Genomic DNA, 23144 nt, shown 5'->3' on the forward strand with positions numbered 1-23144 from the left:
ATGTTGCTCAACAACGATCTGGGCATCGCCGACGTGGCTGGCTGCATCGTCGTCAGCATGCGGCCAGACCTCGGTGACGAAGGCATGCAGCAACTGACGCAGGCACTCTCCCTGCGGCTGGTGCAGTGGCGCCAGCACGCGGTGCTGCTCGACTTCTCCGGGGTCATGCTGCTCGATCACCACGAGTTTCGGCAGGTTCGCAAACTGGCCGAGGTGTGTCGCCTGCTGGGAGCCGTCTGCCTGCTGGTGGGGCTGAATGCGGGGATCGCCGCCTTTCTGGCGCTGGCCGACGCCGAGCCGGGGTCGCTGCGCTGCTTTCTCGACATGGACGACGCCTTCGCCCATGCCCGTACCCTCAAGGGCGAGGAGTAGGCACTATGGCGCAGGAGCTGAGCACCCAGCAGGCCCGCTACCCATTGCGTCACGACATCGATCTGCACCTGACGGTGATGGCGGTACGTCGCCTCCCCTTCATCGCCGACCTCTCCGAGGTGGATCGCACCATGCTCTCCACCGTGGTATCCGAGCTTGGCAGCAACATCCTGAAGTATGCCGAACGGGGGGAGATCACCCTTACCCTCCACCATCCCAGAGGAGGCCCCTGCATCGACATCATCGCCCGCGATCAGGGCCCCGGCATCCCCGACATACATCAAGCCATGCAAGAGCACTACAGCACCTCGGGTACCCTGGGGCTGGGGCTGCCCGGCGTGCAGCGCATGATGTCTGAACTCACCATCAGCACCCCGCCGGAGGGGGGGACTCTGGTACAGGCCCGCAAGTGGCTGGGTGCGGCCCCCGTGGAGCCAAGGCCGGTTTCTCCCCTCTCGTGCACGGGGCAGCAGCATGCCGGCCTTGGCCTGGCATGGGCCAGCGAGAACCGCCCCTGCTATCCGGAGCGAGTCTCCGGCGATCTGGCGTTCATCCGGCCGGGGCCCGAGGGGGTGTCGCTGGTCCTGATCGACGTAAGCGGTCACGGCGCCTCTGCCAACCAGCTGGTACAGATATTGGAAGCGACGTTGCAGCAGACCCGTGAACAGGAACCCGCCCGTCTGCTGCAACTGCTGCACCAGCGCTGCATCGGTACCCGGGGCGCCGCCGCCGGCGTGGCGCTGGTCAACGGCGAGCGGGGTGAACTGAGCTATGCCGGCATCGGCAATACCCGCATCTGTCTGCGCGGTCACGCCCCCTGGCGCGGCATCTCCCGCGACGGGGTGCTGGGGGAGCGTTTCCCCACCCCCCTGCTGCAGCGCCAACCCCTCGTCGCCGGAGACGTGGTGATGCTCTACTCGGACGGCATCAGCGAATCCCTCAATCTGCGCGACGGCGCACTGGATCTTGCCGCCGACCCCGCCACGCTGGCCCACCAGGTCATCGCCCACAGCGGCCGCAGCACCGACGATGCCAGCTGCATCGTGTTGCGCGTGCTGCCGGCAGAGGAGAAGTAGATGCGGCAACTGATCGGTGAAACCCTGTTGTCCGGCCCTGCGGCGGCCCTCACCGCCCGGCGCAAGGTGATCCAGGTGCTCACCTGCCTCGACAAATCGCCGACCTTCGTGGCTCCGCTGGCGGGGGCAACCTCAGAGCTGGTGCGCCAGCTGATGGCGACTTCGGATCCACTGCAACTGCAGCTGTGGCTGGAACCAGAGGCGCAGGAGCTGTGGCTCACCCTCACGGCCGATGTCCCGCTCTCCCCCGCCCCTGCCGACATGCATCCGGGCAGCATCCGGCTGGAGGTGCACGCCGACAATCTCCTCGCCCTGGTCTGCCGGTTGCCGCACTGGCCAGATGCCAGGCGGCAACAACAGATGCAGCAGCAGTTCGCCGAACCGACCCGGGAAGAGCTGTTTGCAGTGATGCAGGCCAAGAACCAGGAGCTGGAGCAGGCCTATGAACTGGCGGAGAGCGCGACCCGGGCCAAAAGCGAATTTCTCGCCAACATGAGCCACGAGATCCGCACCCCCATGAACGCCATCCTCGGCATGTCCCACCTCGCCCTGCAGACCCGGCTCGATCCGCAGCAGCTCGACTATGTCAGCAAGATCCAGCGTGCCGCGCAGCACCTGCTCGGCATCATCAACGACATCCTGGATTTCTCGAAGATCGAGGCGGGCAAGCTGGATCTGGAACGGATCGAGTTCGATCTCGACCACGTGCTGGAAAACCTCGCCACCCTGGTGGGTGAAAAGGCGGAAGCCAAGGGCATAGAGCTGTTGTTCGAGGTCGACCACCAGCTCGACACCCTGCTCTATGGCGATCCCCTGCGTCTCGGCCAGATCCTCATCAACTACGCCAACAACGCGGTCAAGTTCACCGAGCAGGGAGAGATCCTGGTCAAGGTCCGCTGTCTGGAGAAGCTGCCGCAGGAGGTACTGCTGCACTGCTCGGTGCAGGATACCGGGATCGGCATGAGCCAGGAGCAGCAGCAGCGACTGTTCCAATCCTTCCAGCAGGCGGACAGCTCCACCACCCGCAAGTACGGTGGCACCGGGCTTGGCCTTGCCATTTGCCGCAAGCTGGCGGGCCTGATGGGGGGCGAGGTGGGCGTACAGAGCGAGCCGGGCCAGGGCAGCACCTTCTGGTTTACCGCCAGGCTCGGCCGTGGCAGGCGCAGATCCCGCTATCTGCCGAGCCTGGATCTGCGCGGCCGCCGCATGCTGGTGGCCGACGACAGCGCCAGTGCCCGCACCATACTGGCCGCTCTGCTGCGCGGCATGAGCTTTGTGGTGGACACTGCAGAGTCCGGCCAACAGGCCCTGCAGATGATCGCGGATGCCGAGCAGCAGGGAACCCCCTATGAGGTGGTGCTGCTGGACTGGCGCATGCCGGGACTGGACGGCATCGAGACGGGGCGCCGTCTCATCGCCCGAGGTGCGGGCCGGCGCCCCTACCGGGTTATGGTGACCGGCTACGGGCGCGAGGAGATCTTTCGCGAGGCCGATGCTGCCGGTTTTGATCGGGTACTGGTCAAGCCGGTCTGCGCCTCCGTGCTGTTCGATACCGTCATCGGCCTGTTCGGGCAACAGGCCGCGACCCTCTCCTTCAAGCATCAGGCGACCCATCACTATCGCTTCGACGGCCTGCAGATCCTGCTGGCGGAAGACAACGAGCTCAATCAACAGGTGGCGCTGGAGCTGCTACAGGCGGTCGGCGCCAAAGTGAGCGTGGCCAGCAATGGTGCCATCGCACTGGATATGGCAACCAAGGCTCCCTACGACCTGATCCTGATGGACATGCAGATGCCGGTGATGGATGGGCTGGCCGCCACCCGGCAACTGCGCCAACAAGAGGGAACCGGGCAACACATTCCGATCCTGGCGATGACCGCCAACGTCATGGCCGGCGATCGCGAGCGCTGCCTCGCCGCCGGCATGGACGATCACATCGCCAAGCCCATCGATCCCGACAAGCTCTATGACGCCCTGCAACGCTGGGCAACCTCCTTCAGCCGCGAGGTCGGGGCCAGATTCAAGACGTCGCAACCGCCCCCGGCATCGTCGTTGCTGCCACAGCTGTGCGAGCTCGGGTTCAATGCCGAGCGGGCCTTGCAGCGGCTGATGAACAACTGGGGCTGGTATCAGGATCTGCTGCTGCGCTTCGCCCAGCAGGGTACGCAACCCATGGCAAGCCTGCTGACCGCTTTGCAGGCAGACGAACGGGAAGAGGCACACCGGCATGCCCATACCCTCAAGGGAATAGCGGCCACCCTGGGCGCCGAATCATTGCAGGAGATCGCGGCCACACTGGAAAACGCCATCACCCGGGGCGACGAGGCTGCCGCTATGCTGCCACTGGCCGAACAGGGGCTGCAACTGCAAGCACAACTGGCGCAGGGGCTGCTGCAGTTGCTGCCAGACGAAGTACCCGAGCAGCCCGAACAGGAAAAGATCGATGCCGCTCCCCTGCTGAACCGGCTCACCGGGCTGCTGCTGGAGGATGATGCCGAAGCCTTCACCCTGTTTCAGCGCCATCAGGCCCGGCTCGCCCCCCTGCTGGGGGAGAGGGCGTCAGCCATCGGTGAGGCCATGAGCCGTTTTCGTTTCGACGATGCACTGGCTCATCTGCAACAAGTCCGGGCCCTCAGACCCGATCTGTTCAACCAAGAGTGAGGGCACCATCATGCTCAACTTGCTGGATCCAGATACCAAACCCACCCTGCTGGTGGTCGACGACACGCCGGAGAACCTCTCCCTGCTCAGCGCCCTGCTCAGCCCCCACTATCGGGTCAAGATTGCCATCAGCGGCCAGCGGGCGCTGGAGATCCTCTCGACCGGCCCCCGGGTGGACTTGATCCTGCTCGACGTGGTGATGCCCCAGATGGATGGCTACCAGGTGATGCAGGCGCTACAGGAGATGCCGCAGGCGCGGGAGATCCCGGTGATCTTCCTGACCGCCCAGGTGGAGGAGAGCGCGGAGGCGCACGGCCTGGCACTCGGGGCCGTCGACTACATCCACAAGCCAATCTCCCCCGCCATCGTGCTGGCCAGGGTCAGAAACCACCTGGAGCTGAAGGCGGCGCGGGATCTGCTGCACGATCAGAACGCCTACCTGGAACAGGAGGTGGAGCGGCGCACCCGGGAGAACGAGCTGATCCAGAACATCACCATCCACTCCCTCGCCTCGCTGGCCGAAACCCGCGACAACGAGACCGGCAACCACATATTGCGCACCCAGCACTATGTGCGGCTGCTGGCGGAGACCCTCTGCGATCACCCCCGCTTTCATGCCGAGCTGACCCCCAAGACCATAGATCTGCTGTTCAAGTCGGCCCCCCTGCACGACATCGGCAAGGTCGGCGTACCGGACCGCATCCTGCTCAAACCCGGCAAGCTGGATGAAGAGGAGTTTGCCCAGATGAAACACCACTCCATCCTCGGCAAGGAGGCCATCGTCCACGCCGAGGAGGCGCTCGGGGTGGAGGTGGAGTTCCTGCGGCTGGCCAAGGAGATCGCCTGCTACCACCACGAGAAGTGGGACGGCACCGGTTATCCCTACGGTCTGATCGGCGACGAGATCCCCCTCTCGGCCCGGCTGATGGCGCTGGCCGACGTGTACGACGCCCTCATCAGCAAGCGCTGCTACAAGGCCGCCATGTCCCACCAGGAGGTGGTGCCCATCATACTGGCGGGGCGGGGCAACCACTTCGACCCCGACATCACGGACGCCTTTGCCTCCATCCACCAGCAGTTCCACGAAATCGCCCTGCGCTACAACGACGACAAGGGCGAGCGGGAGCCCAACCGCGACTAGGTAGTGGCGGGCAGCAGATCGGTGAAGACGAATCCGTCCCGCTCCACCGTCTCGCCGGTCCGGATGGCCAGCGGTTGGCGGAACATGGGGCCATCCCAGGCCAGGGTATGAAACTCGCCGTTCTCGCCGCACGGGTCCACCCCGTCGGGCAGCGTCGCCAGCAAGGCCGCATCAAACTCATGCCCGCCGAGGGTGGCAGGCAGCTTGCGCGGATCCAGGGTGCTGATCCTGGCCCTGAGCCCTGCCGCCATCATCTGTTGCGCCAGCTCACCTGTCTTGCTGCCCCACAGCGGAAACAACGGCGTGATCCCCGTCCCCGCCAGCTGCCGCTCCCGATAGGCGCGCACGTCTTCGAGAAAGAGATCGCCAAACGCCATGTGGCGGATCCCCTGTGCCACCACGTCGGCGATGAAGTCGGTCATGATGCGGGCGTAATCTTCGTTGCTGCAGGGCCAGGGCAGGTCGATGGTGGTCAGCGGCAATCCCACGCATTCGGCCTGCGCCAGCAGCAACTGCTTGCGCACCCCGTGCATGGCCACCCGCTCGAACGCCTGGTTGAGGGTGGTGAACAGCCCCACCACCTCGATGGCAGGATCCTGCCGCAATGTGTGCAGCGCCCAGGCGCTGTCCTTGCCGCTGCTCCAGGAGAGCAGCACCTTGGTTTTCGTCATGATATCTCCAGCAATCCGGTGGCCGGGCACTGGCGGCCAGCCGGTGCACCTTGGTTGTCATTTGCCCCGGGCGCGGTGCCCACCCTCGTCTTGCTGCACCAAAAAGCTGCAAGACAGTGTTGCGAATTGTGCGATTTACAGGTCGGGATGCAAAAGCATACCCTCGGTAGTGAGCGTGTCCCCTGCAAGGATGGGGAACAATAACTAAAAAGACGATGGGAAACATAAGGATATGACGACAGTCACGCAAGCTTACGACCACAGCCGTCCCCTCAACCGACAGGACTACAAGACCCTGAGCCTGGCAGCGCTGGGCGGTGCCCTCGAATTTTACGACTTCATCATCTTCGTCTTCTTCGCCGTTGTGATCGGCGAGCTCTTCTTCCCCGCCGACATTCCCGAGTGGCTGCGCCAGTTCCAGACCTTCGGCATCTTCGCCGCCGGCTATCTGGCTCGTCCGCTGGGCGGCATCATCATGGCTCACTTTGGCGATCTCATCGGCCGCAAGCGGATGTTCACCCTGAGCATCATCATGATGGCGCTGCCCACCCTGCTGATCGGCCTGCTGCCCACCTACGCCGTGCTCGGCATCGCCGCCCCCCTGCTGTTGCTGCTGCTGCGGATCCTGCAAGGGGCCGCCATCGGGGGTGAAGTGCCCGGCGCCTGGGTGTTCGTCGCGGAGCACGTACCCGCCCGCCGGATCGGGGTCGCCTGCGGCACCCTCACCGCGGGATTGACGGCCGGCATCCTGCTCGGCTCCCTGGTGGCCACCGCCATCAACCGCGGCATGAGCCCGAGCGAGGTGAGCGACTGGGGCTGGCGTCTGGCCTTCGTGCTCGGCGGGGTGTTCGGCATCGTCGCCATGTACCTGCGCCGCTGGCTGCACGAGACCCCGGTCTTTGCCGAGATGCAGGCCAACAAGACGCTGGCGGAAGAGCTGCCGCTCAAGACGGTGCTGCGCAGCCACAAGGGCAGCGTCGTGATTTCCATGCTGCTCACCTGGCTGCTCTCCGCCGGCATAGTAGTGGTGATCCTGATGACCCCCACCTACCTGCAGAAGGTGCACGGCATCAGCCCGGCCGATGCACTGACCGCCAACTCGCTGGCCATTCTGGCCCTGACGCTGGGTTGCATCGTCTATGGCCGGCTCATCGATGCCCTCGGCAGCGGCCCCACCTTCATGCTGGGTTCATTGCTGCTGGCCGGCGCCAGCTACGCCTTCTATCACGGGCTGGCGAGTGACACCAGCCAGCTGGTGCCGCTCTATGTCCTGGCCGGTTTTGCGGTAGGGATCGTCGGCGCCGTGCCCTACGTCATGGTCAACGCCTTCCCGGCGGTGGTGCGCTTTTCCGGGCTGTCGTTCTCCTACAACGTGGCCTACGCCATCTTCGGCGGCCTCACCCCCATGCTGGTGACCCTGTGGATGAAGGAGGACGTGCTGGCTCCCTCCCACTACGTGGTAAGCCTGTCGGTGCTCGGCTTTGCCATCGGCCTGCTGCTCTGGCTGCAGCAGCGCAGCCAGCGCCAGAGCGCGCCGCAGGCCGCCTGAATCCTCCCGAGCCCCGCCCAGTGCGGGGCTTTTTTCATACCGCCTGTGTTCAGGTCGGCCGACATAAGATAGCCTCCCTCTCGGGCCCCTCGACGGCCCGGGATTACTCCGCCCCCCAGTCATTCGAGGTTCATGATGTTCTTTCAGGTCGTATTTCTCGCCTTGCTGGCGCTGCTGCCCATGGTCAACCCGCCCACCACGGCCACCCTGTTGCTGGGGCTGAGCAAGGGCATGTCGCGCGAGCACGTGCGACGCCAGATCAACCTGGCCGCCATCTATCTGTTCTGCACCCTCTGCGTCAGCTTCTTCATCGGCTCCTCCATCCTGGATCTGTTCGGGATCTCCATTCCCGGCCTGCGCCTGGCCGGCGGCCTCATCATCGCCTTCATCGGCTTTCGCATGCTGTTCCCGGCACCGAGCCAGGCGGCCGGGGTCGACATCAACCAGAGCATCGCCTTCGTGCCGCTCACCATGCCCAGCATGTGCGGGCCGGGCACCATGGCGCTGGTGATCAGCGGTGCCGCCCAGATCGCCGAGCTGCCGGACGAGTACAACCGCTTCACCATCTATGCCGCCATGGTTACCGCCTTCGCCCTGATGAGCCTGCTCAGCTGGGGGGTGCTCAAGCTGGCGGATCCGGTCTGCAAGATCCTCGGTGCCACCGGCATCGATGCCATGACCCGGATCATGGGCTTCTTGCTGGTCTGCATGGGTATGCAGTTCTGCATCAATGGCATCAAGGAAGTGGCGCAGGATCCGGTGTTCCATGGGGCGCCGGCGGCACAAACGGCCCCCGCGTTGCCACACGTATCCGGCGCCCTTGATCAATTGCCGGACCCGCGCCAACCCTGACTGAAAACGGTGTCATAAAAGCGCAGGAATCGTCGCTGATCTTGCGCCTGATCATGTTGTTGACACATAAATTAGTTGGTGTGTTTTTTATACAGGTTCGATTCAGAGAGTGCTTGGTAGGTTTATGGATGGACACCCACTCACTTCAGGAGATGTGCAAATGGAAAAGATGCTGACCGAGATTGGAAGCTACAGCCTGTTTCATGAATATCTGAACGTGGTCGGTGCCGCCAGCCCCGCTCTGACCCGGATCAAGAGCCGGTGGGAGTACAAGCAGAGCGATCGTCTGGTTGCCCAGATCAGGGTCGATCAACAAGGCAACGCGCGCTTCTTCATCGACGCCCGCGCCATTTCGGTCAACTGACCGAGCCCCGTATCTGCAGCCCCGGCCCTTGCCGGGGCTTTTTATTGGCTGACGCTCACCCCCTCCTCGGCGCAATCAGCACCACCTAGCTCCCCCCATGGATGTCATCGTGTAGGAATTTTAATGACTTAAAAACAAAAATAAATGGAATAATTAATTATGCGACATTGATCTCATCATAGAAATCAAAAATCGATAATCATGCCTGTCATCAAGAGGAATGTTTTACGCCGGGAGTGGCGATGACCTTATGCAGAGGAAACGATGACCATTGACCTATCAAGCATGATTACCGAGACCCGCAACCCGGCCAGCGTCGAGATCGACCAGTTGCCGACCCTGGAGATGCTGCGCGTCATCAATCAGGAGGATCAGCAGGTCGCGCTGGCGGTCAGCCAGTTGCTGCCCGAGATCACCCGGGCGGTCGATGCCATCGCGGCAGCGTTCGGCAAGGGAGGCCGGCTGGTCTACATCGGCGCCGGCACCTCGGGCCGGCTCGGCATCCTGGATGCCAGCGAATGCCCGCCGACCTACGGCGTCTCTGCCGAACAGGTGGTCGGCCTGATTGCCGGCGGCCACAAGGCCATCTTGCAGGCGGTCGAGAACGCCGAAGATGACGCCGAACTCGGCGCCCAGGATCTGAAAAACATCCAGTTCTGTGCCAACGACGTGCTGGTGGGCATCGCCGCCAGCGGCAGAACCCCCTACGTACTGGGCGCCATGGCCCACGCCAGAGCGGTGGGTGCCACAGTCTGCAGCATCAGCTGCAACCCAGGCAGCCCGCTGGCCCAGGCGGCCGACATCAGCATGGTGGCGGTGGTCGGCCCCGAGATCGTCACCGGATCCTCCCGCATGAAGGCGGGCACCGCGCAGAAGCTGATCCTCAACATGCTCTCCACCGGCGCCATGATCCGCACCGGCAAGGTCTACGGCAACCTGATGGTGGATGTGGAAGCCACCAACGCCAAGCTGGTGGAGCGGCAAAAACGCATCGTGATGGAGGCCACCGACTGCGAGCGCGCCGTGGCGGAGCGGGCGCTGGCACAGGCGGACAACCACTGCAAGACCGCCATCGTGATGATCCTGGCCGGACTCACGGCCGACGAAGCCCGCACTCGCCTGCAAAGCAGCAACGGCTTCATCAGCCAGTGCACCCACTGATCGGCCAACCGCACATTGGCCGGGCCAGGGACGGCAATACCACAACAAGAACGGGGTGCCCAGGCACCCTCATGACACAACAGACTGACTGGGTTCTTTATGGCAAAAATAACTGACACCATGGTTGGCCAGCTCATCCAGGCCATCGGTGGCCGCGACAACATCACCCACTGCGGCCACTGCATGACCCGGCTGCGGCTAAGCCTGGCCGACAGCCTGCATGCCGACCGGGATACCATCAAGCGTATCGCCGGTGTGATGGGAGTCATCGAGAGCGACGACCAGTTCCAGATCGTGCTGGGGCCGGGCAAGGCCCAGACCGCCTGCGAGCTGATGAACGGCATGCTGAGCGCGGGGCTCGGCGCACTGGAGGCGCCAACCGCACAATCCGCCGATCTGGGCGAGATCGCCGCCGCCAAGAAACAGGCGCTGAAGCAGAAACAGACCAGTACGGCCCACCGCTTCCTGGCCAAGTTTGCCACCATCTTCACTCCGCTGATCCCCGGTTTCATCGCCGCCGGCCTGCTGCTCGGCTTCGCCACCCTGATCGAGCAGACCCTGCTGCTGGAAAGCCAGCAGGCGGGTGGCATGCTGGCCGAATTCGTCGGCTACATGAAGCTGTTCAGCAAGGGCTTGTTCAGCTTCCTCAGCATCCTCATCGGCTACAACGCCCAGAAGGCGTTCGGCGGCTCCGGGGTCAATGGCGCCATCCTCGCCTCGCTGTTCGTGATGGGCTATGACCCGCAGGCCACCAGCGGCATCTATGCCGGGGTCAGCGACTTCTTCGGCCACCAGATAGATCCGCGCGGCAACATCATCGGGGTGCTGATCGCCTGCATCATCGGCGCCTCGGTGGAGCGTCAGGTACGCCGCTTCATACCCGACAGCCTCGACATGATCCTCACCTCCGGCATCACCTTGCTGATCATGGGGGCCGTCACCTTCGTCCTGATCATGCCCCTCGGCGTGCAGCTCTACAACGGCATGTCCTGGCTCTTCATCCACCTCAACGGTAATCCGTTCGGCACAGCCATCCTGGCTGGCCTGTTCCTCATCTCGGTGATGTTCGGCATCCACCAGGGGTTCGTGCCCGTCTACTTCGCGCTGATGGATGCACAGGGCTTCAACTCCCTGTTCCCCATCCTGGCGCTGGCGGGCGCCGGCCAGGTCGGCGCCGCCCTGGCGCTCTACAGCCGCGCCGGCAAGGACTCCCTGCTGCGCACCCAGGTCAAGGGCACCATCATTCCCGGTATCCTGGGGGTGGGCGAGCCGCTCATCTACGGCGTCACCCTGCCGCGGGTCAAACCCTTCATCACCGCCTGCTGCGGCGGCGCCCTCGGCGGCTTCCTGGTCGGCCTCATCTCCTGGCTGGGCCTGCCGGTCGGTCTCAATACCGTGTTCGGCCCTTCCGGCATCGTCGCGCTGCCGCTGATGACCTCGGCCCAGGGGATCTTCCCCGGCATGCTGGTCTACGCCGCCGGCCTCGCCGTCGCCTACCTCGGCGGCTACCTCATCACCCTGATGTTCGGCTGCAAGAACGTCGATCTGAGTTAATCCCCCCTCCGGATTCATCGCCAAGGTCTGGCCCCGAGCAATCGGGGTCACGGCCAAACTCACCCGGCTCTGGCACAGAGCCCACACAGGAAAGACAACAATGAAACAGTCCATGCTTGCCCTGGCCATTCCTGCCCTGCTTGCCGTCGGTACGGCGCAGGCCGCCGTCATCTATCAGGCCGATGACGGCTCCAACGTCGATCTCTACGGTCGCCTCGGCTTCAACATCTCGGACAAGAAGAGCGGCAACGATCAGGGAGACTTCGACGGCCGCATCGGCTTCACCGCCCGCCAGACCGTCAACGAGCAGGTAGCCGTGATCGGCATGGCCCAGTACCAGGTCAATGCCGCCGAATACGCCAACAACGTGCAGAAGAACAGCAGCGATCTCACCGCCCGTTACGTCTGGGCCGGGCTCGATGGCGGCCAGTGGGGCAAGCTGACCGGTGGCCGGGTCTCCTCCGGGCTCATCATGTTCACCGACATCGGTGACGTGTTTGCCGCCTCCGATGTCTCCATGGCGCGCCAGGCCAGCAAGGTGGACTCCACTGCGGTACAGGTGTTCCGTCAGGACGGCACCCTGCAATACCAGAACACCCTCGGCAATCTGGACTTGTCGCTGGCCTACATCCTCGGCAACGGCACCTCGGATCTCGACTATGGCTACAACGGCGCCCTGCGCTACACCTTCGATCTCGGGGCGGCGGGCAAGCTGGCACCAGTCATCGCCTACCAGCAGAGCAAGGCGGCCCAGACCGGGGCCAGCAAGGTCGACCCCAATGCCGACGAGTACCGCTTCAGCGGCATCGGCACCCGCTACACCCTGGGCCCGCTGATGCTGGGCGCCCTCTATGCCAAGGATCAGGTGAGCTATCGCAACGGCCAGGCGGACAGCGAAGACAAGGTGTGGGAGCTGACTGCCGTCTACGACATCAACCAGAAGTGGGCCGCCCGCGCTGGCTACCGCCACCTCGACAACGACGGGGGAGACGGCATGAGCCTGCGCGACACCACCCTGGAGCTGCAGTACAAGCTCACTCCGCGCTCCTCCCTCTACAGCGCCTACGTGTTCCGGGGCGGTGAAGACGGGCTGGCCGGCAGCACGGTCACCAGTTTTGGCGGCAGCAGCAACAGCGAGGATTTCTACCACCTCGGCCTGCGCTACGAGTTCTGATCCCCTGCCGGCCAGTAGGCCGGCTTTTTGCTTTCTGCTGGAGCACTCCATGATCCGACTCCCACTGCTCACCACCCTGCTGCTGTTGCTGGCCCTGCCGACCCAGGCCGCCCGGCTGGAGCTGGCAGACAACCTCACCCTGCTGGCCTCATCCCGGGGCAAAGCCTCTCCCTTCGAGCGCGCCCTCACGCTGCCCGCCGGCGAGGCCCGGCTGCTGGTGCGCTTCGACAGCCCGCTCGATCCCGGCTCCACCAACGAGAGCCAGGGTCGCGTCCGCTCCGCCCCGCTGCTGCTGACCCTGACCCTGCCGGCCAGCGGTACCCTGCGGCTGGTCACCCCGCCGCTGCCCACTCCGCAGGCCATTCGCCGCTTTGCGGCCAGCCCGGCTCTGCAGCTGGCGACCCCTAACGGCACCCGCCCCGTGCTGGCCACCGCCCTGCCACGCAGCCAGGACAGCCTGCTGACCGACTATCAGGCGCTATTGGCCCGTTACGACGGGTCGGCCAGCGCAGCCACCGCCCTGCCGGCCGTCTCGCCCGTGCAGCCCGCAGCCACCCCGGGCGCAATGCCCGTCGCCCCTGAACTGCAACGGCGCTACCTCGCCGCCGACGAGGCCCAGCGCAAGGCTTTCCTCCGCTGGGCCCTAGCCCTCTGAGCCGGCACTGGCCCATAAAAAAACCACCCGCAGGCGGGTGGTTTTTTTCTCTCGGCAGGTCTCGGCGTCTGTTGCAGCCAGCCCCACTTCACTCCTTGTTGAGCCGGTCGATGGCACCCCGGGTGCCGTCGATCAGCGCCCAAGCCTCGTCACGGCGCTGCACCAAGCCGAGGAACAGGATGTCGGTGATGGTGTTCTGGGCGGTACGCGACGAGATGGAGGAGATACGCAGCTCGTTCTCGTCGGCCACCGTGTCCAGCACCATGTCGGCCATCTGCCGCAGAGGGGTGTTGCGAAACGAGGTGACCGCGATCAGGGTAGCGCCGTTGCGCTTGGCCAACTCGGCCGCCGCCAGCACGTCCCGGCTGGCACCGGAATAGGAGACCACCAGCTGCACGTCCCCCGGACCCAGGGTCTGAGCGATGGAGATCTGCACGTGGCTGTCCTGGGCGAACAGGGTGGTGACCCCGATCTTGAGCAGCTTGTACCAGAGATCCTTGGCGGTCAGCGCCGAGCCGCCGATCCCCACCAGCTGGACCCGGCCAGCCTGGTTGATGACGTCAAGCACCCGCGCCAGGGTGGCGTTGTCGAGGGCCTGGGTGGTCTCCACGATGGAGTTGATCTTCTCCTGGGCCAGCTTCTTGGCCATGGTCTCCAGATCGTCGTCGCGGCCGATGCCGTTGTAGAGATCCCCTACGTTGTCGGTCTTGATGGCGTGCTTGCGCCCCAGATCCTCGCTGACCGCCAGCTTGAAGGCGGTGAAGCCCTTGAACCCGATCTTCTGGGTGAACTTCACTATGCTCGACTGGCTGACGTCAGCCTGCTGGGCCAGCTCCTGGGAGGAGAAGTGGGTCACCTGCTCCGGGCACGCCAGGATGTAATCGGCGATCTTGAGCTCGCTGGGGGAGAGCTGACTGCGGATATTGGAAATTTTCGACAGGGTAAGCATGGGTTCTCTCTGCTGCTTGTTCTGCGGCGCCCTTACTGGGTGCCGCCCACGGTGAGCTGATCCAGCTTGAGGGTGGGCTGGCCGACACCGACCGGCACGCTCTGCCCCTCCTTGCCACAGACCCCGACCCCGCGATCCAGCGCGAGATCCTTGCCCACCATGGAGACCTGGCTCATCGCCTCGGGGCCGTTGCCGATCAGGGTCGCCCCCTTGATGGGCGCGGTGATCTTGCCATCCTCGATGAGGTAGGCCTCGGAGGCGGAGAAGACGAACTTGCCGGAGGTGATGTCCACCTGACCGCCGCCGAAGTTGGGAGCGTAAATGCCCTTCTTCACCGAGGCGATGATCTCGGCCGGGTCGTACTGACCCGCCAGCATGTAGGTGTTGGTCATGCGCGGCATCGGCAGGGCGGCGTAGGATTCGCGGCGGCCATTGCCGGTGAGCGGCACGCCCATCAGACGGGCGTTCTGCTTGTCCTGCAGATAACCCTTGAGGATGCCGTTCTCGATCAGCACGTTGTAACCGCCCGGTGTCCCCTCGTCGTCGATGGAGACGGAGCCGCGCCGACCCGGCAGGGTGCCGTCATCGACGATGGTGCAGTGTTTGGAGGCCACCTGCTCACCGATGCGGCCGGCAAAGGCAGAGGAGCCCTTGCGGTTGAAATCCCCCTCCAGACCGTGGCCCACCGCCTCGTGCAGCAGCACGCCGGGCCAGCCGGCACCGAGCACCACCGGCATGGTGCCGGCCGGCGCGTCGATGGCATCGAGGTTCACCAACGCCTGGCGCACCGCTTCGCGCACATAGCCAAACGCCCGGCTCTCCAGCCCGTCCAGCTCCAGGAAGTAGTCGTAGCCGAAGCGACCACCGCCACCGGCACTGCCGCGTTCGCGGCGATCGCCCTTCTCGGCGATGACGGTCACCGAGAGGCGCACCAGCGGACGCACGTCGGCGGCCAGGGTGCCATCGGTGGCGGCCACCAGCACCTCTTCATAGACACCGCTGATGGAGGCCATCACCTGATTGATGGCGGGATCCAGGCTTCTGGCGAACTTGTCCATCTGCTCCAGCAGGGCGATCTTCTGCTGCTTGTCGAGGGTCTGCAGCGGATCCAGCGCCGGGTAGAGCAGGTTTGCCGAGGTTCTGGCCCACGCCTTCACCTTGCCCTGCGCACCGGCAGCCGCGATGCCACGGGCGGCGGTCACCGACTGTTGCAGCGCCAGCAGGCTCAGCTCGTCAGAGTAGGCGAAGCCGGTCTTCTCGCCGCTGACGGCGCGCACCCCCACCCCCTGATCGATGTTGTAGCTGCCATCCTTGACGATGCCGTCCTCCAGCATCCAGGACTCGTGCCAGCTGCGCTGGAAATAGAGGTCGCCGAACTCCACCTGATGGCTCATCAGGCTGCCGAGCAGCTGCTGCAGGCGCCCTTCGTCGAGATCGTTCGGGGCCAACAGGGAGGCACTAACCTGGCTCAATAGACTCAATCTTTCTCTCCACTCTCGATGCGAGATGTCGTAACGGTTAAATCCCCGACCCTGGGTTCGCTTGGCGAAACGTCAGTGGACGTCCAACCCACCATCGGGTTTGCAAGCGTCCGACTCCCCCACCACAGGGCGAATCGAACCTGCACATGTTCATAGCAGACGGGCATGACCCAGCACCGGCATGGTGCGTTGCAGTTCGTCCATAAGACCAGTATCCAGCGGCGCCAGCACGGTGCCGCGCCCGCTGTCCAGGCTGGCCAGCACCCTGCCCCAGGGGTCGATCACCATGCTGTGGCCCCAGGTCTGGCGCCCCGTCTCGTGGGTGCCGCCCTGATTGGCGGCCACCACGTAGCACTGGTTCTCGATGGCGCGGGCCCGCAGCAGGGGCTCCCAGTGCGCCTCGCCGGTCACGGCGGTGAAGGCGGCAGGCACCAGCAGCACGCGAGCGCCGGCGCTGGCCAGCCGGCGGTACAACTCGGGAAAGCGCAGATCATAACAGATAGAGAGGCCGAGGGGACCAAACGGGGAGTCCACCAGCACAGGCTCCTCGCCGGGGCTGAAGGTCTCGGACTCCCGATAGCGGCCGTGATTGTCCGCCACGTCCACGTCGAACAGGTGGATCTTGTGGTAGTGGCCCTTGCGCTCGCCGCTGGGGTCGAACACCAGGGTACTGGTGTGGATATGGTCGGAACCGGCGATGGTGGTCGGCATGGCCCCCGCCACCAGCCAGATACCGTAGTCACGGGCCCATTCGGCCAGCTGCTGCTGGATCGGCGCTGCTCCGCCCAGAGCGGGACCTATGGTCTCGGCCCCGTCCAGATAGCCCTGTCGCTCGCCAAACAGGGCGAAATTCTCCGGCAGCAGCACCAGCAGCGGCCGCTCCTTGGGCAACAGGGCCAGCTCGGCGGCGATCTGCTCCCGGTTATCCTGCCAGTGACGGCCCGATACCAGCTGTATTGCGGCTAACCACATGGTTCTCTCCTTGTCCACGTTACTCGCGATCCACAATATTCGGGTCTTTATCCATTTCTGCCAACAGCTTACGCAGATGATGCCTGACTAATCCCCGTTGGCCCCGTTCCGCCCATTTGAGGCAGTCGAACAGCTCCCACACCAGACCATCACCGTTTCCCATGTAGGCAGGGAAATCCCAATGGCTGGGAGCAGGCCCCGCGACCTCCAGTGCCGATAGCGAATGGGCTTTATCAAAAAGAGGCAAGTAAGGCTTGGCAAGCGGAAAACCGGCATCGCGATCAAGGATATGGATCTCGATGCTGGACATATCCAAGAAGATATAACGCCAGTAGGAACAGACATCTTCATGTCTTCCTTGCCAGCAGTGGAACACCGCACGTTCGCCCACGATGGAACGTACCAGTGCTTCCCCATGCTGATGAAAGCCCGGTTCGGCCAGCAGCAATACATCGACATCGGATACCCGGTCAGCCGTGCCCTTGGCAAGCGAGCCAACTACCACCCCGGCAGCAATAGCGGGATGGGCTTTGCCATGTTCCACCACTGCCTGCAGCAGTGCGAACTGAAGCGGTGGAATCTTGGCCCAACGAGCCTCGTCCATCATGACTGCGACCCTAGCGTGACCACATCGCCGGCCTGCAGGGTGTAATCCAGCACTATGATGCGTTCCAGCACCGGACGGAAGATGGCCTTGAGGACATCGTGATCCGGGTGGGGCAGATAACGCTGGCGGGCCGCCTCGTCGGCAAAGGTCATCAGCACGCTGTGGGTGAAGCCCTCGGCCCGCCCCTCCGGGCTGTCGTCCCGCCCCCACTCCACCGCCAGCACGCCGCTGACCTGATGGGGAATGGCGAGAAAGGCGGCGCGCACCGCGTCTATCTGTTCGATCTGGGTGCCCGGCTTGAAGGCGATCAGCAGGATATGTCGGATCATGGCTCACTCCTTGTGATGGTGCCGGGCCGCCCGCTCAGCGCTGGGCGGGGCCGGCGTGCTTGGGGCTGAGCAGGAAGGGGGTTACTTCCTGCGCCGGCAGGTTGGGGGCCACGGCGTCGACCGCCTCCTTCTGTTGCTGGTTGAGCTTGATGCGGGCCCGGTTGCGCCCCGCCTCGATCAGTTTGGGATCGTCGAGCGGGCCTGAGACCCGAAAATCGATGCGGGTGACCACGTCCACCACCGGCTCCAGCAGTTTGGAGAGGGCCAGCACGTAGAGCCCGGTGATGGGGGTCAGCGAGAAGGCCGCCACCACCGGCAGGGTGCCGCCCAGGTTCGGCGAGAAGCTCAGCTCGTAGTCGAGCCGCCAGCGTACCAGATCGGCGATGCCCTCACCGCGCAGGTTGCCGGCCGCCCCCTTCATGTAGAAGTCGTCGTTCTCCACCACCCCCTGCTTGATCCTGGCGGAGGCCGACATGGACTCGAAGTAGAAGCCCTTGTCGAACACGTCGCGAAAATCGAGGCGCAGCTTGCGCAGCAATGAGTCGAGGCTGAGCAGGGAGAGCAGTCGCGCCCCCTTGTCGTTGACCTCGCGCAGGGTGCCCCCTTCCAGCTGGTAGTCGACCTTGCCGGCCAGGGTCGGCAGGTTCGGCCGGTAGGGTACGTCGCGCCAGCTCAAGTCCAGCGCCATCTTGCCGGGTGCATCGCCGATGGGCGAGGTGTAGCCGAGCCGCTTGAGCAGCAGCTCGCTGTTGTTGCTGCTGATGTGGGCGCGGGCACGGGTCTGCATGCCGTCCGCCCCGGCCAGCCACTCGGCGCTGCCGCTCAGCTGGCTGCCCGCCAGCCGCATCTCCAGCCCCTTGAGGCTCAACTTGTCGGCCCCCGGGATCAGCTCCCCCTTCACCTCGCCCAGCGGCAATTCACCGAAGCGGCAATCCACGCAGCTGAAGGTGAGCCAGGGGATGGCATCCATGATGGCCTTGTCCTGTCTGGCATCGGGATCCGGGCTCAGATCCGAACTCTTGCCGGACCAGTAGATACGGGCGAACTTGGCATCGATGGGCTGGCGATCGGAGACCGGCAGGCGTACCACCCCCATCACGTCCGGGCTGTCGATCATCACCTCGGTGGCCTGATTGACCGGTCCCACGGTGAAGTGCACCGCCTTGAGGTTGGCGCTGCCGATGTCGGCGCGGGCTAGGCGGCCGTCCACCCACCACTCCTGCGGCAAGAAAGAGGGGCCCACCACCGCATTGCCGCTCGGCGCCGTGCCAGCTGGCAGCCACTGCTTGAGGCGGGCCAGCCAGCCGGCCACGTCGGCCTGCTGCTGGTTGATGGCGAGCAGCATGGGCCGGTCGCGCAGCACCCGGGCACCGGGCTGACCCACGTCCACCCGCACCCGGCTGAGGTAGGGCACGCCGTCGCCGTACACCAACCGGCTCTGCATGTCGACGTCAGCCCCCAGCACGGCGCGGATGTCAGCACTGCCGTCGCGGCCGCGGGCGGTCACCTTGAGCGGCAGCCGGCTGTCGGCTGCCTTGGCGAGCGGAGCTGGCAGATCCAGCCCCATCCCCTGCAGATTGGAGTCGAGCGCCAGCTGGAAGCTGAACGGCTGATCGTTTGGCAGGGTCAGCCCCAGGCTGCCGGCCCAGCTGCTGCGCCCCTTGAGGATGGCCAGCGCCGGGATGTCCTGGCGCTGGCGACGGCTGTCCCACTGCCCCTTGAACTTGAGATCGACCTGATAGCGATTGGGCTGCTGGCGGCCCTGATAGTCGAGGGTGATCGGCTGGTTCCACAGGCTCGCCTTGAGGTTGCTGAAACGGGTCTGCTCGTTGTCATACTCGAGCCGCCCCTGCACCTGCTCCAGCGGCAGATCCAGGCTGGTGATCCGCACCTTGTTGTTGCTGAACAGGGCGTCGCCGCTGGCCTTGACCTCGCTCTCGCCATCCAGCGGAATATCCAGCTTGACCGAGCCCTTCATGGGGCCGCGGATCTCCACCTCCCGCAGCGCCTGACCGACCGAGCCACCGAGCGGCGAGTCCTGCAGGTAGTCGCTGATGGCCTTGCCCTCGCCCTCCACCTTGGCATCCACGTAGAGGTGGGCCCCCGGGTAGAGATCCGGGATCCAGGCATGCACCGAGTCGGAGCTGGCCTTGCCGAGCCGGGTGGCGCGGCTGTTCATGTCGAGGCTGGCGTTCTGGAACAGCAGATCGATCTGCAGGTCGGTGAGCGGTTGCCAACCGGGGAAGAATTCGTAGGAGGCCTGCTTGAGCGGCACCGCCACCTGGAAGATGCCCTCGCCCTTGCTATAGGGGAAGTCGCGGAACTCGCCATACCAGAGCAGGTCAGCCCCCTTGGCCTTGCCCCCCTTGATGGCCCCGCTCAGGTAGTCCACCAGACTCTTGTCCATCACCTGCAGCGGATAGTAACGATCGGCGTTGGCCGCATTCTTGACGTCGATGCGGCCGGTCAGGGCGAGGAAGGGGTGTTCGAACAGCTCGAGCCGAAAGCGGCTGGCGAGGCTCAAATCCGGGTTGTCCAGCACCAGATCCTGGCCATAGAGCACCCAGCCCTGCGGCGCCTGCCACCAGTCGAGCCGCGCAGAGAAGCGATCGACGGGGATCGGCTCCTTGAAGTGGCGGGCGGGGTCTATGGCATCGTTTGCCAGTTGCAGCCTGGCGCTGCCGCCGGTCGGGGTGAGCCAGAACTCACCGTTGAGGTCGCGCACGCCGGGCACATCGCGCCAGGCGTTGACCCTGATGTGGGAGAGCTGGCCGCTGACGGAGAGCCCCTGCCAGCCGGCATCCGCCTGCAGGATCAGATCCTCTATCTTGCCGGTCGGGCGGGTACGCTTGAGGGTCTCGGTCAGCTCGGGATAGATCCCCGACACCAGCTGGCTCAGGTTGGCGATCTGATCCAGATCGATGGCCGGCACATAGCCCTGGATGCGATCGCCGACTCGCTCGAGCTGCAACCGGCTGTGCAGCCAGGGCTTGCCGTCGAGCTTGAAGGTGACGTCGTGGCTGGCAAACTGCCACTCCTTGCCGTCCCGGCGCAGCTGGATCTTGCCCCCCTGCAGCCCGAGCCGGTGCAGGTCACCCTGTTTTTTTTCATCCTGCCAGATCAGGTAGTTGTCGCCAAACGCCAGCAGCGAGTCCCCCAGCTGACCGGCCTTGAACTCGCTCCAGAGCTGGAAGTCGAGCTGGCCGCTCACCTTGGGCTCCCCGGCATGGGTGCGCGCCAGCATGGGGCTGATGTCGAGCTGACGGGCCCCCAGATAGAGCTGGCCCTTGAGCCGGTCGAGCCGCACCTGGGGGGCATCCACATCGACGATGAGATCGAGGGTGCTCTCGCCCACCCCGTTGATGAGATAGGCCTTGCCGACCCCCTGGTGGCGCTTGCCGCGGTTCTGCCAGCGCAGCTGGGCGATGTCGAGGGCCCGCACCTCCCCCAGCGCCGTGGTGAGGCTGAGGCGGGTGTCGTGAATATCGAAGGTGGAGAGCTGAGTCAGCAGAAAGCGCAGCAGGGCCTGCTGCTGGTCGCTGCCGTCGCCGGTTTCCGGCTCCGCAGGCTGACTCAAATCCAGCGCTATGTCGCCATCGCTCAGGATCAGCTGGCCGAATACCGGCTTGAGTTCGTTGAGGGAGCGCCAGAAGTCGAGGTGGGCCCACACCTTGCCAAGGCGCAGGGCGAAGCGACCCGAATTCGGCGCGATCACCAGCTGCTGCAGCTCGAGGGCCGGGCCACGCTGGGTCCAGTCCAGCCCGATGCGATCGACGCTGGCCTCCAGCTTGCTGTCGGCCAGCAAAGTATCGAGCAGCGCCTGTCGGTGCTGATTGAGCAGGGGGCCGCCAACACGCACCAGACTGACCAGGATGGCCAGCAGCACGAAGAAGACCCCGAGGGCCAACCAGCCCCGACTCAGCCAGCGATAGACCAATTACATCATCACCACGTCGAACTGCTCCTGCCCACAGAGGGGCTCGCTTACCACCCTGACCTGCTTGCCGATGAACACTTCCAGCTCCGCCAGGCTGTGAGACTCCTCGCCCCGCAGATAGTCGGCCACCGCCGGAGCGGCGTAGACGGTGAACTGATCCGCGTCGTAAGCCCGGTTGACCCGGATGATCTCCCGCAGGATCTCGAAGCAGACCGACTCCACCGTCTTGACCCGGCCGCGCCCCTTGCACTCGGGGCACTCGGAGCAGAGCACGTGCTCCAGGCTCTCGCGGGTACGCTTGCGGGTCATCTCCACCAGGCCGAGCTGGGAGAAGCCGTTGACGTTGGTCTTGGCGCGATCCTTGGACAGCGCCTGCTCCAGGCTGTGCAGCACCCGGCGGCGATGATCCTCGGACTGCATGTCGATGAAGTCGATGATGATGATGCCGCCGAGGTTGCGCAGGCGCAGGTGGCGGGCGATGGCCGCCGTCGCCTCGACGTTGGTATTGAAGATGGTCTCTTCCAGATTGCGGTGGCCGACGAAGGCCCCGGTGTTGATGTCCACCGTGGTCATGGCTTCGGTCTGGTCGATGATGAGATAGCCACCGGATTTGAGCTCCACCTTGCGCTCCAGCGCGCGCTGGATCTCGTTCTCCACGTCGTAGAGATCGAAGATGGGGGATTCGCCGGAGTAGTACTCCAGCTTGCCGGCCAGCTCAGGCACGTACTCCTCGGTGAAGCGCTTGAGCTGATCGAAGCTCTGGCGCGAATCGACCCGGATCTTGTCGAGCTCGGCGCCAACGAAGTCGCGCACCACCCGAAAGGCCAGGCTGGGATCCTCGTAGAGGATCTTGCAGGGGGGATACTTCTGCTTGCGCTCTAGGATCTTGCGCCACAGGCGCTTCAAGAAGGCGGCATCCTGCTCCAGCTCCTGCTCACCCACCCCTTCGGCGGCGGTGCGGATGATGTAGCCACCCAGCTCGTCCACATAGCCGGCCACGGTGCGCTTGAGGCGCTCGCGCTCCGCCTCGGATTCGATGCGCTGGGAGACACCCACATGGGCGCTGCCCGGCATGAACACCAGATAGCGGGACGGCAAGGTGATGTCGGTGGTGAGGCGGGCCCCCTTGGTGCCTAGCGGATCTTTCACCACCTGCACCATGATGTCCTGCCCCTGGCGCACCAGCTCGGCGATGTTGCCGGCCTGGAACTGCTCCTTCTCCTTCACCGCCACACACTCGGTATGGGGGACGATGTCGGAGGCGTGCAGGAAAGCGGCCTTGTCCATGCCGATGTCGACGAAGGCCGCCTGCATGCCGGGCAGCACCCGGCTGATCTTGCCCTTGTAGATGTTGCCGACGATGCCACGCTTGGCCTGACGCTCCACGTGCACTTCCTGCAGCAGACCGTTTTCGACCAGGGCGACCCGGGTTTCGGAGGGGGTGACGTTTACCAGCAGTTCTACCGACATAAGTTACCTTGCCTTTCTAGTTTTAAATTCTGGCAGCCAAACCGGCGCGCAACCGGTGAGTAACGCAGTAAGAAACAGCCGGCGGTTGTCACCGACCTATGCCTTGCCTGTGATGGCTTCAAATTCTGGCCGCCCTGTTCGAATGCCATGCCGGCCAGCGAGGCGGGCG

19 protein-coding genes are annotated in these 23144 nt (G+C 64.6%); 11 read left to right on the forward strand and 8 right to left on the reverse strand.

The features are described 5' to 3' along the window. The 4 genes from G5134_RS01675 to G5134_RS01690 are packed head-to-tail and all read left to right on the forward strand — an operon-like array spanning position 1 to position 5250. Entirely contained in the window at positions 1-372 is a 372-nt protein-coding gene (locus G5134_RS01675) for an anti-anti-sigma factor (protein ID WP_065017384.1), read from the forward strand. Between the two features lie 5 nt (positions 373-377). Beyond that, the gene (locus G5134_RS01680; protein WP_065017383.1) at positions 378-1448 is read left to right on the forward strand and encodes an ATP-binding SpoIIE family protein phosphatase; all 1071 of its coding nucleotides are present in this window, start codon (positions 378-380) and stop codon (positions 1446-1448) included. Then, positions 1449-4109 (forward strand): response regulator, encoded by a 2661-nt coding sequence (locus tag G5134_RS01685; RefSeq protein WP_065017382.1) that lies wholly within the window; start codon positions 1449-1451, stop codon positions 4107-4109. Next, positions 4048-5250, forward strand: a complete 1203-nt coding sequence (locus G5134_RS01690; RefSeq protein ID WP_017778514.1) for an HD-GYP domain-containing protein — start codon at positions 4048-4050, stop codon at positions 5248-5250. The genes G5134_RS01685 and G5134_RS01690 overlap by 62 nt, the downstream gene beginning before the upstream one ends. Here the strand turns inward: G5134_RS01690 and G5134_RS01695 are convergent. Beyond that, a complete protein-coding gene (locus tag G5134_RS01695) occupies positions 5247-5921 on the reverse strand; it encodes an ATP-binding protein (RefSeq protein ID WP_065017381.1) in 675 nt (224 codons plus the stop codon). The two genes, G5134_RS01690 and G5134_RS01695, sit on opposite strands and share 4 nt — an antisense overlap. 232 nt (positions 5922-6153) lie before the next feature. Between G5134_RS01695 and G5134_RS01700 the strand changes: the two genes are divergently transcribed. The 7 genes from G5134_RS01700 to G5134_RS01730 all read left to right on the forward strand — a co-directional run bounded on the left by G5134_RS01700 (position 6154) and on the right by G5134_RS01730 (position 13230). Beyond that, a complete protein-coding gene (locus tag G5134_RS01700) occupies positions 6154-7470 on the forward strand; it encodes an MFS transporter (RefSeq protein ID WP_065017380.1) in 1317 nt (438 codons plus the stop codon). Positions 7471-7605: 135 nt separating this feature from the next. Continuing rightward, complete coding sequence (locus G5134_RS01705; protein ID WP_016349179.1) at positions 7606-8322, forward strand: MarC family NAAT transporter; 717 nt, start codon at positions 7606-7608, stop codon at positions 8320-8322. 160 nt (positions 8323-8482) lie between these two features. Then, entirely contained in the window at positions 8483-8686 is a 204-nt protein-coding gene (locus G5134_RS01710) for a hypothetical protein (RefSeq protein WP_005308127.1), read from the forward strand. Positions 8687-8950: 264 nt separating this feature from the next. Next, a complete protein-coding gene (murQ, locus tag G5134_RS01715; RefSeq protein WP_011704387.1) occupies positions 8951-9847 on the forward strand; it encodes an N-acetylmuramic acid 6-phosphate etherase in 897 nt (298 codons plus the stop codon). Positions 9848-9946: 99 nt separating this feature from the next. Beyond that, positions 9947-11401 carry a PTS N-acetylmuramic acid transporter subunit IIBC gene (murP, locus tag G5134_RS01720; protein ID WP_065017379.1) on the forward strand — a complete coding sequence of 485 codons (1455 nt, stop codon included), beginning with the start codon at positions 9947-9949 and terminating at the stop codon, positions 11399-11401. Positions 11402-11501: 100 nt separating this feature from the next. Further along, positions 11502-12575 (forward strand): porin, encoded by a 1074-nt coding sequence (locus tag G5134_RS01725; protein WP_011704385.1) that lies wholly within the window; start codon positions 11502-11504, stop codon positions 12573-12575. Positions 12576-12624: 49 nt separating this feature from the next. Further along, complete coding sequence (locus tag G5134_RS01730; protein ID WP_065017378.1) at positions 12625-13230, forward strand: DUF2057 family protein; 606 nt, start codon at positions 12625-12627, stop codon at positions 13228-13230. 88 nt (positions 13231-13318) lie between these two features. On the opposite strand, the gene G5134_RS01735 is transcribed toward G5134_RS01730, so the two are convergent. The 7 genes from G5134_RS01735 to rng form a co-directional block, all read right to left on the reverse strand. Continuing rightward, a complete protein-coding gene (locus tag G5134_RS01735) occupies positions 13319-14179 on the reverse strand; it encodes an SIS domain-containing protein (protein ID WP_011704383.1) in 861 nt (286 codons plus the stop codon). 32 nt (positions 14180-14211) lie between these two features. Next, on the reverse strand, positions 14212-15660 hold the full coding sequence (tldD, locus tag G5134_RS01740; protein ID WP_024942708.1) for a metalloprotease TldD: 1449 nt from the start codon (positions 15658-15660) through the stop codon (positions 14212-14214). Positions 15661-15810: 150 nt separating this feature from the next. After that, positions 15811-16632, reverse strand: coding sequence for a carbon-nitrogen hydrolase family protein (locus G5134_RS01745; protein WP_024942709.1), 822 nt, complete (start codon positions 16630-16632; stop codon positions 15811-15813). A 19-nt stretch (positions 16633-16651) separates the two neighbouring features. Then, positions 16652-17239 (reverse strand): nucleotidyltransferase domain-containing protein, encoded by a 588-nt coding sequence (locus G5134_RS01750; RefSeq protein WP_065017376.1) that lies wholly within the window; start codon positions 17237-17239, stop codon positions 16652-16654. Then, entirely contained in the window at positions 17236-17568 is a 333-nt protein-coding gene (locus tag G5134_RS01755; RefSeq protein WP_065017375.1) for a Dabb family protein, read from the reverse strand. The genes G5134_RS01750 and G5134_RS01755 overlap by 4 nt, the downstream gene beginning before the upstream one ends. 34 nt (positions 17569-17602) lie before the next feature. Continuing rightward, a complete protein-coding gene (locus tag G5134_RS01760) occupies positions 17603-21505 on the reverse strand; it encodes a YhdP family protein (RefSeq protein ID WP_421231834.1) in 3903 nt (1300 codons plus the stop codon). Then, positions 21506-22975, reverse strand: a complete 1470-nt coding sequence (gene rng, locus G5134_RS01765; protein WP_005308119.1) for a ribonuclease G — start codon at positions 22973-22975, stop codon at positions 21506-21508. Positions 22976-23144: the final 169 nt, after the last annotated feature.

This window comes from Aeromonas sp. 600276, from assembly GCF_049175815.1.
GTDB classification, from domain to species: Bacteria; Pseudomonadota; Gammaproteobacteria; order Enterobacterales; family Aeromonadaceae; genus Aeromonas; species Aeromonas dhakensis.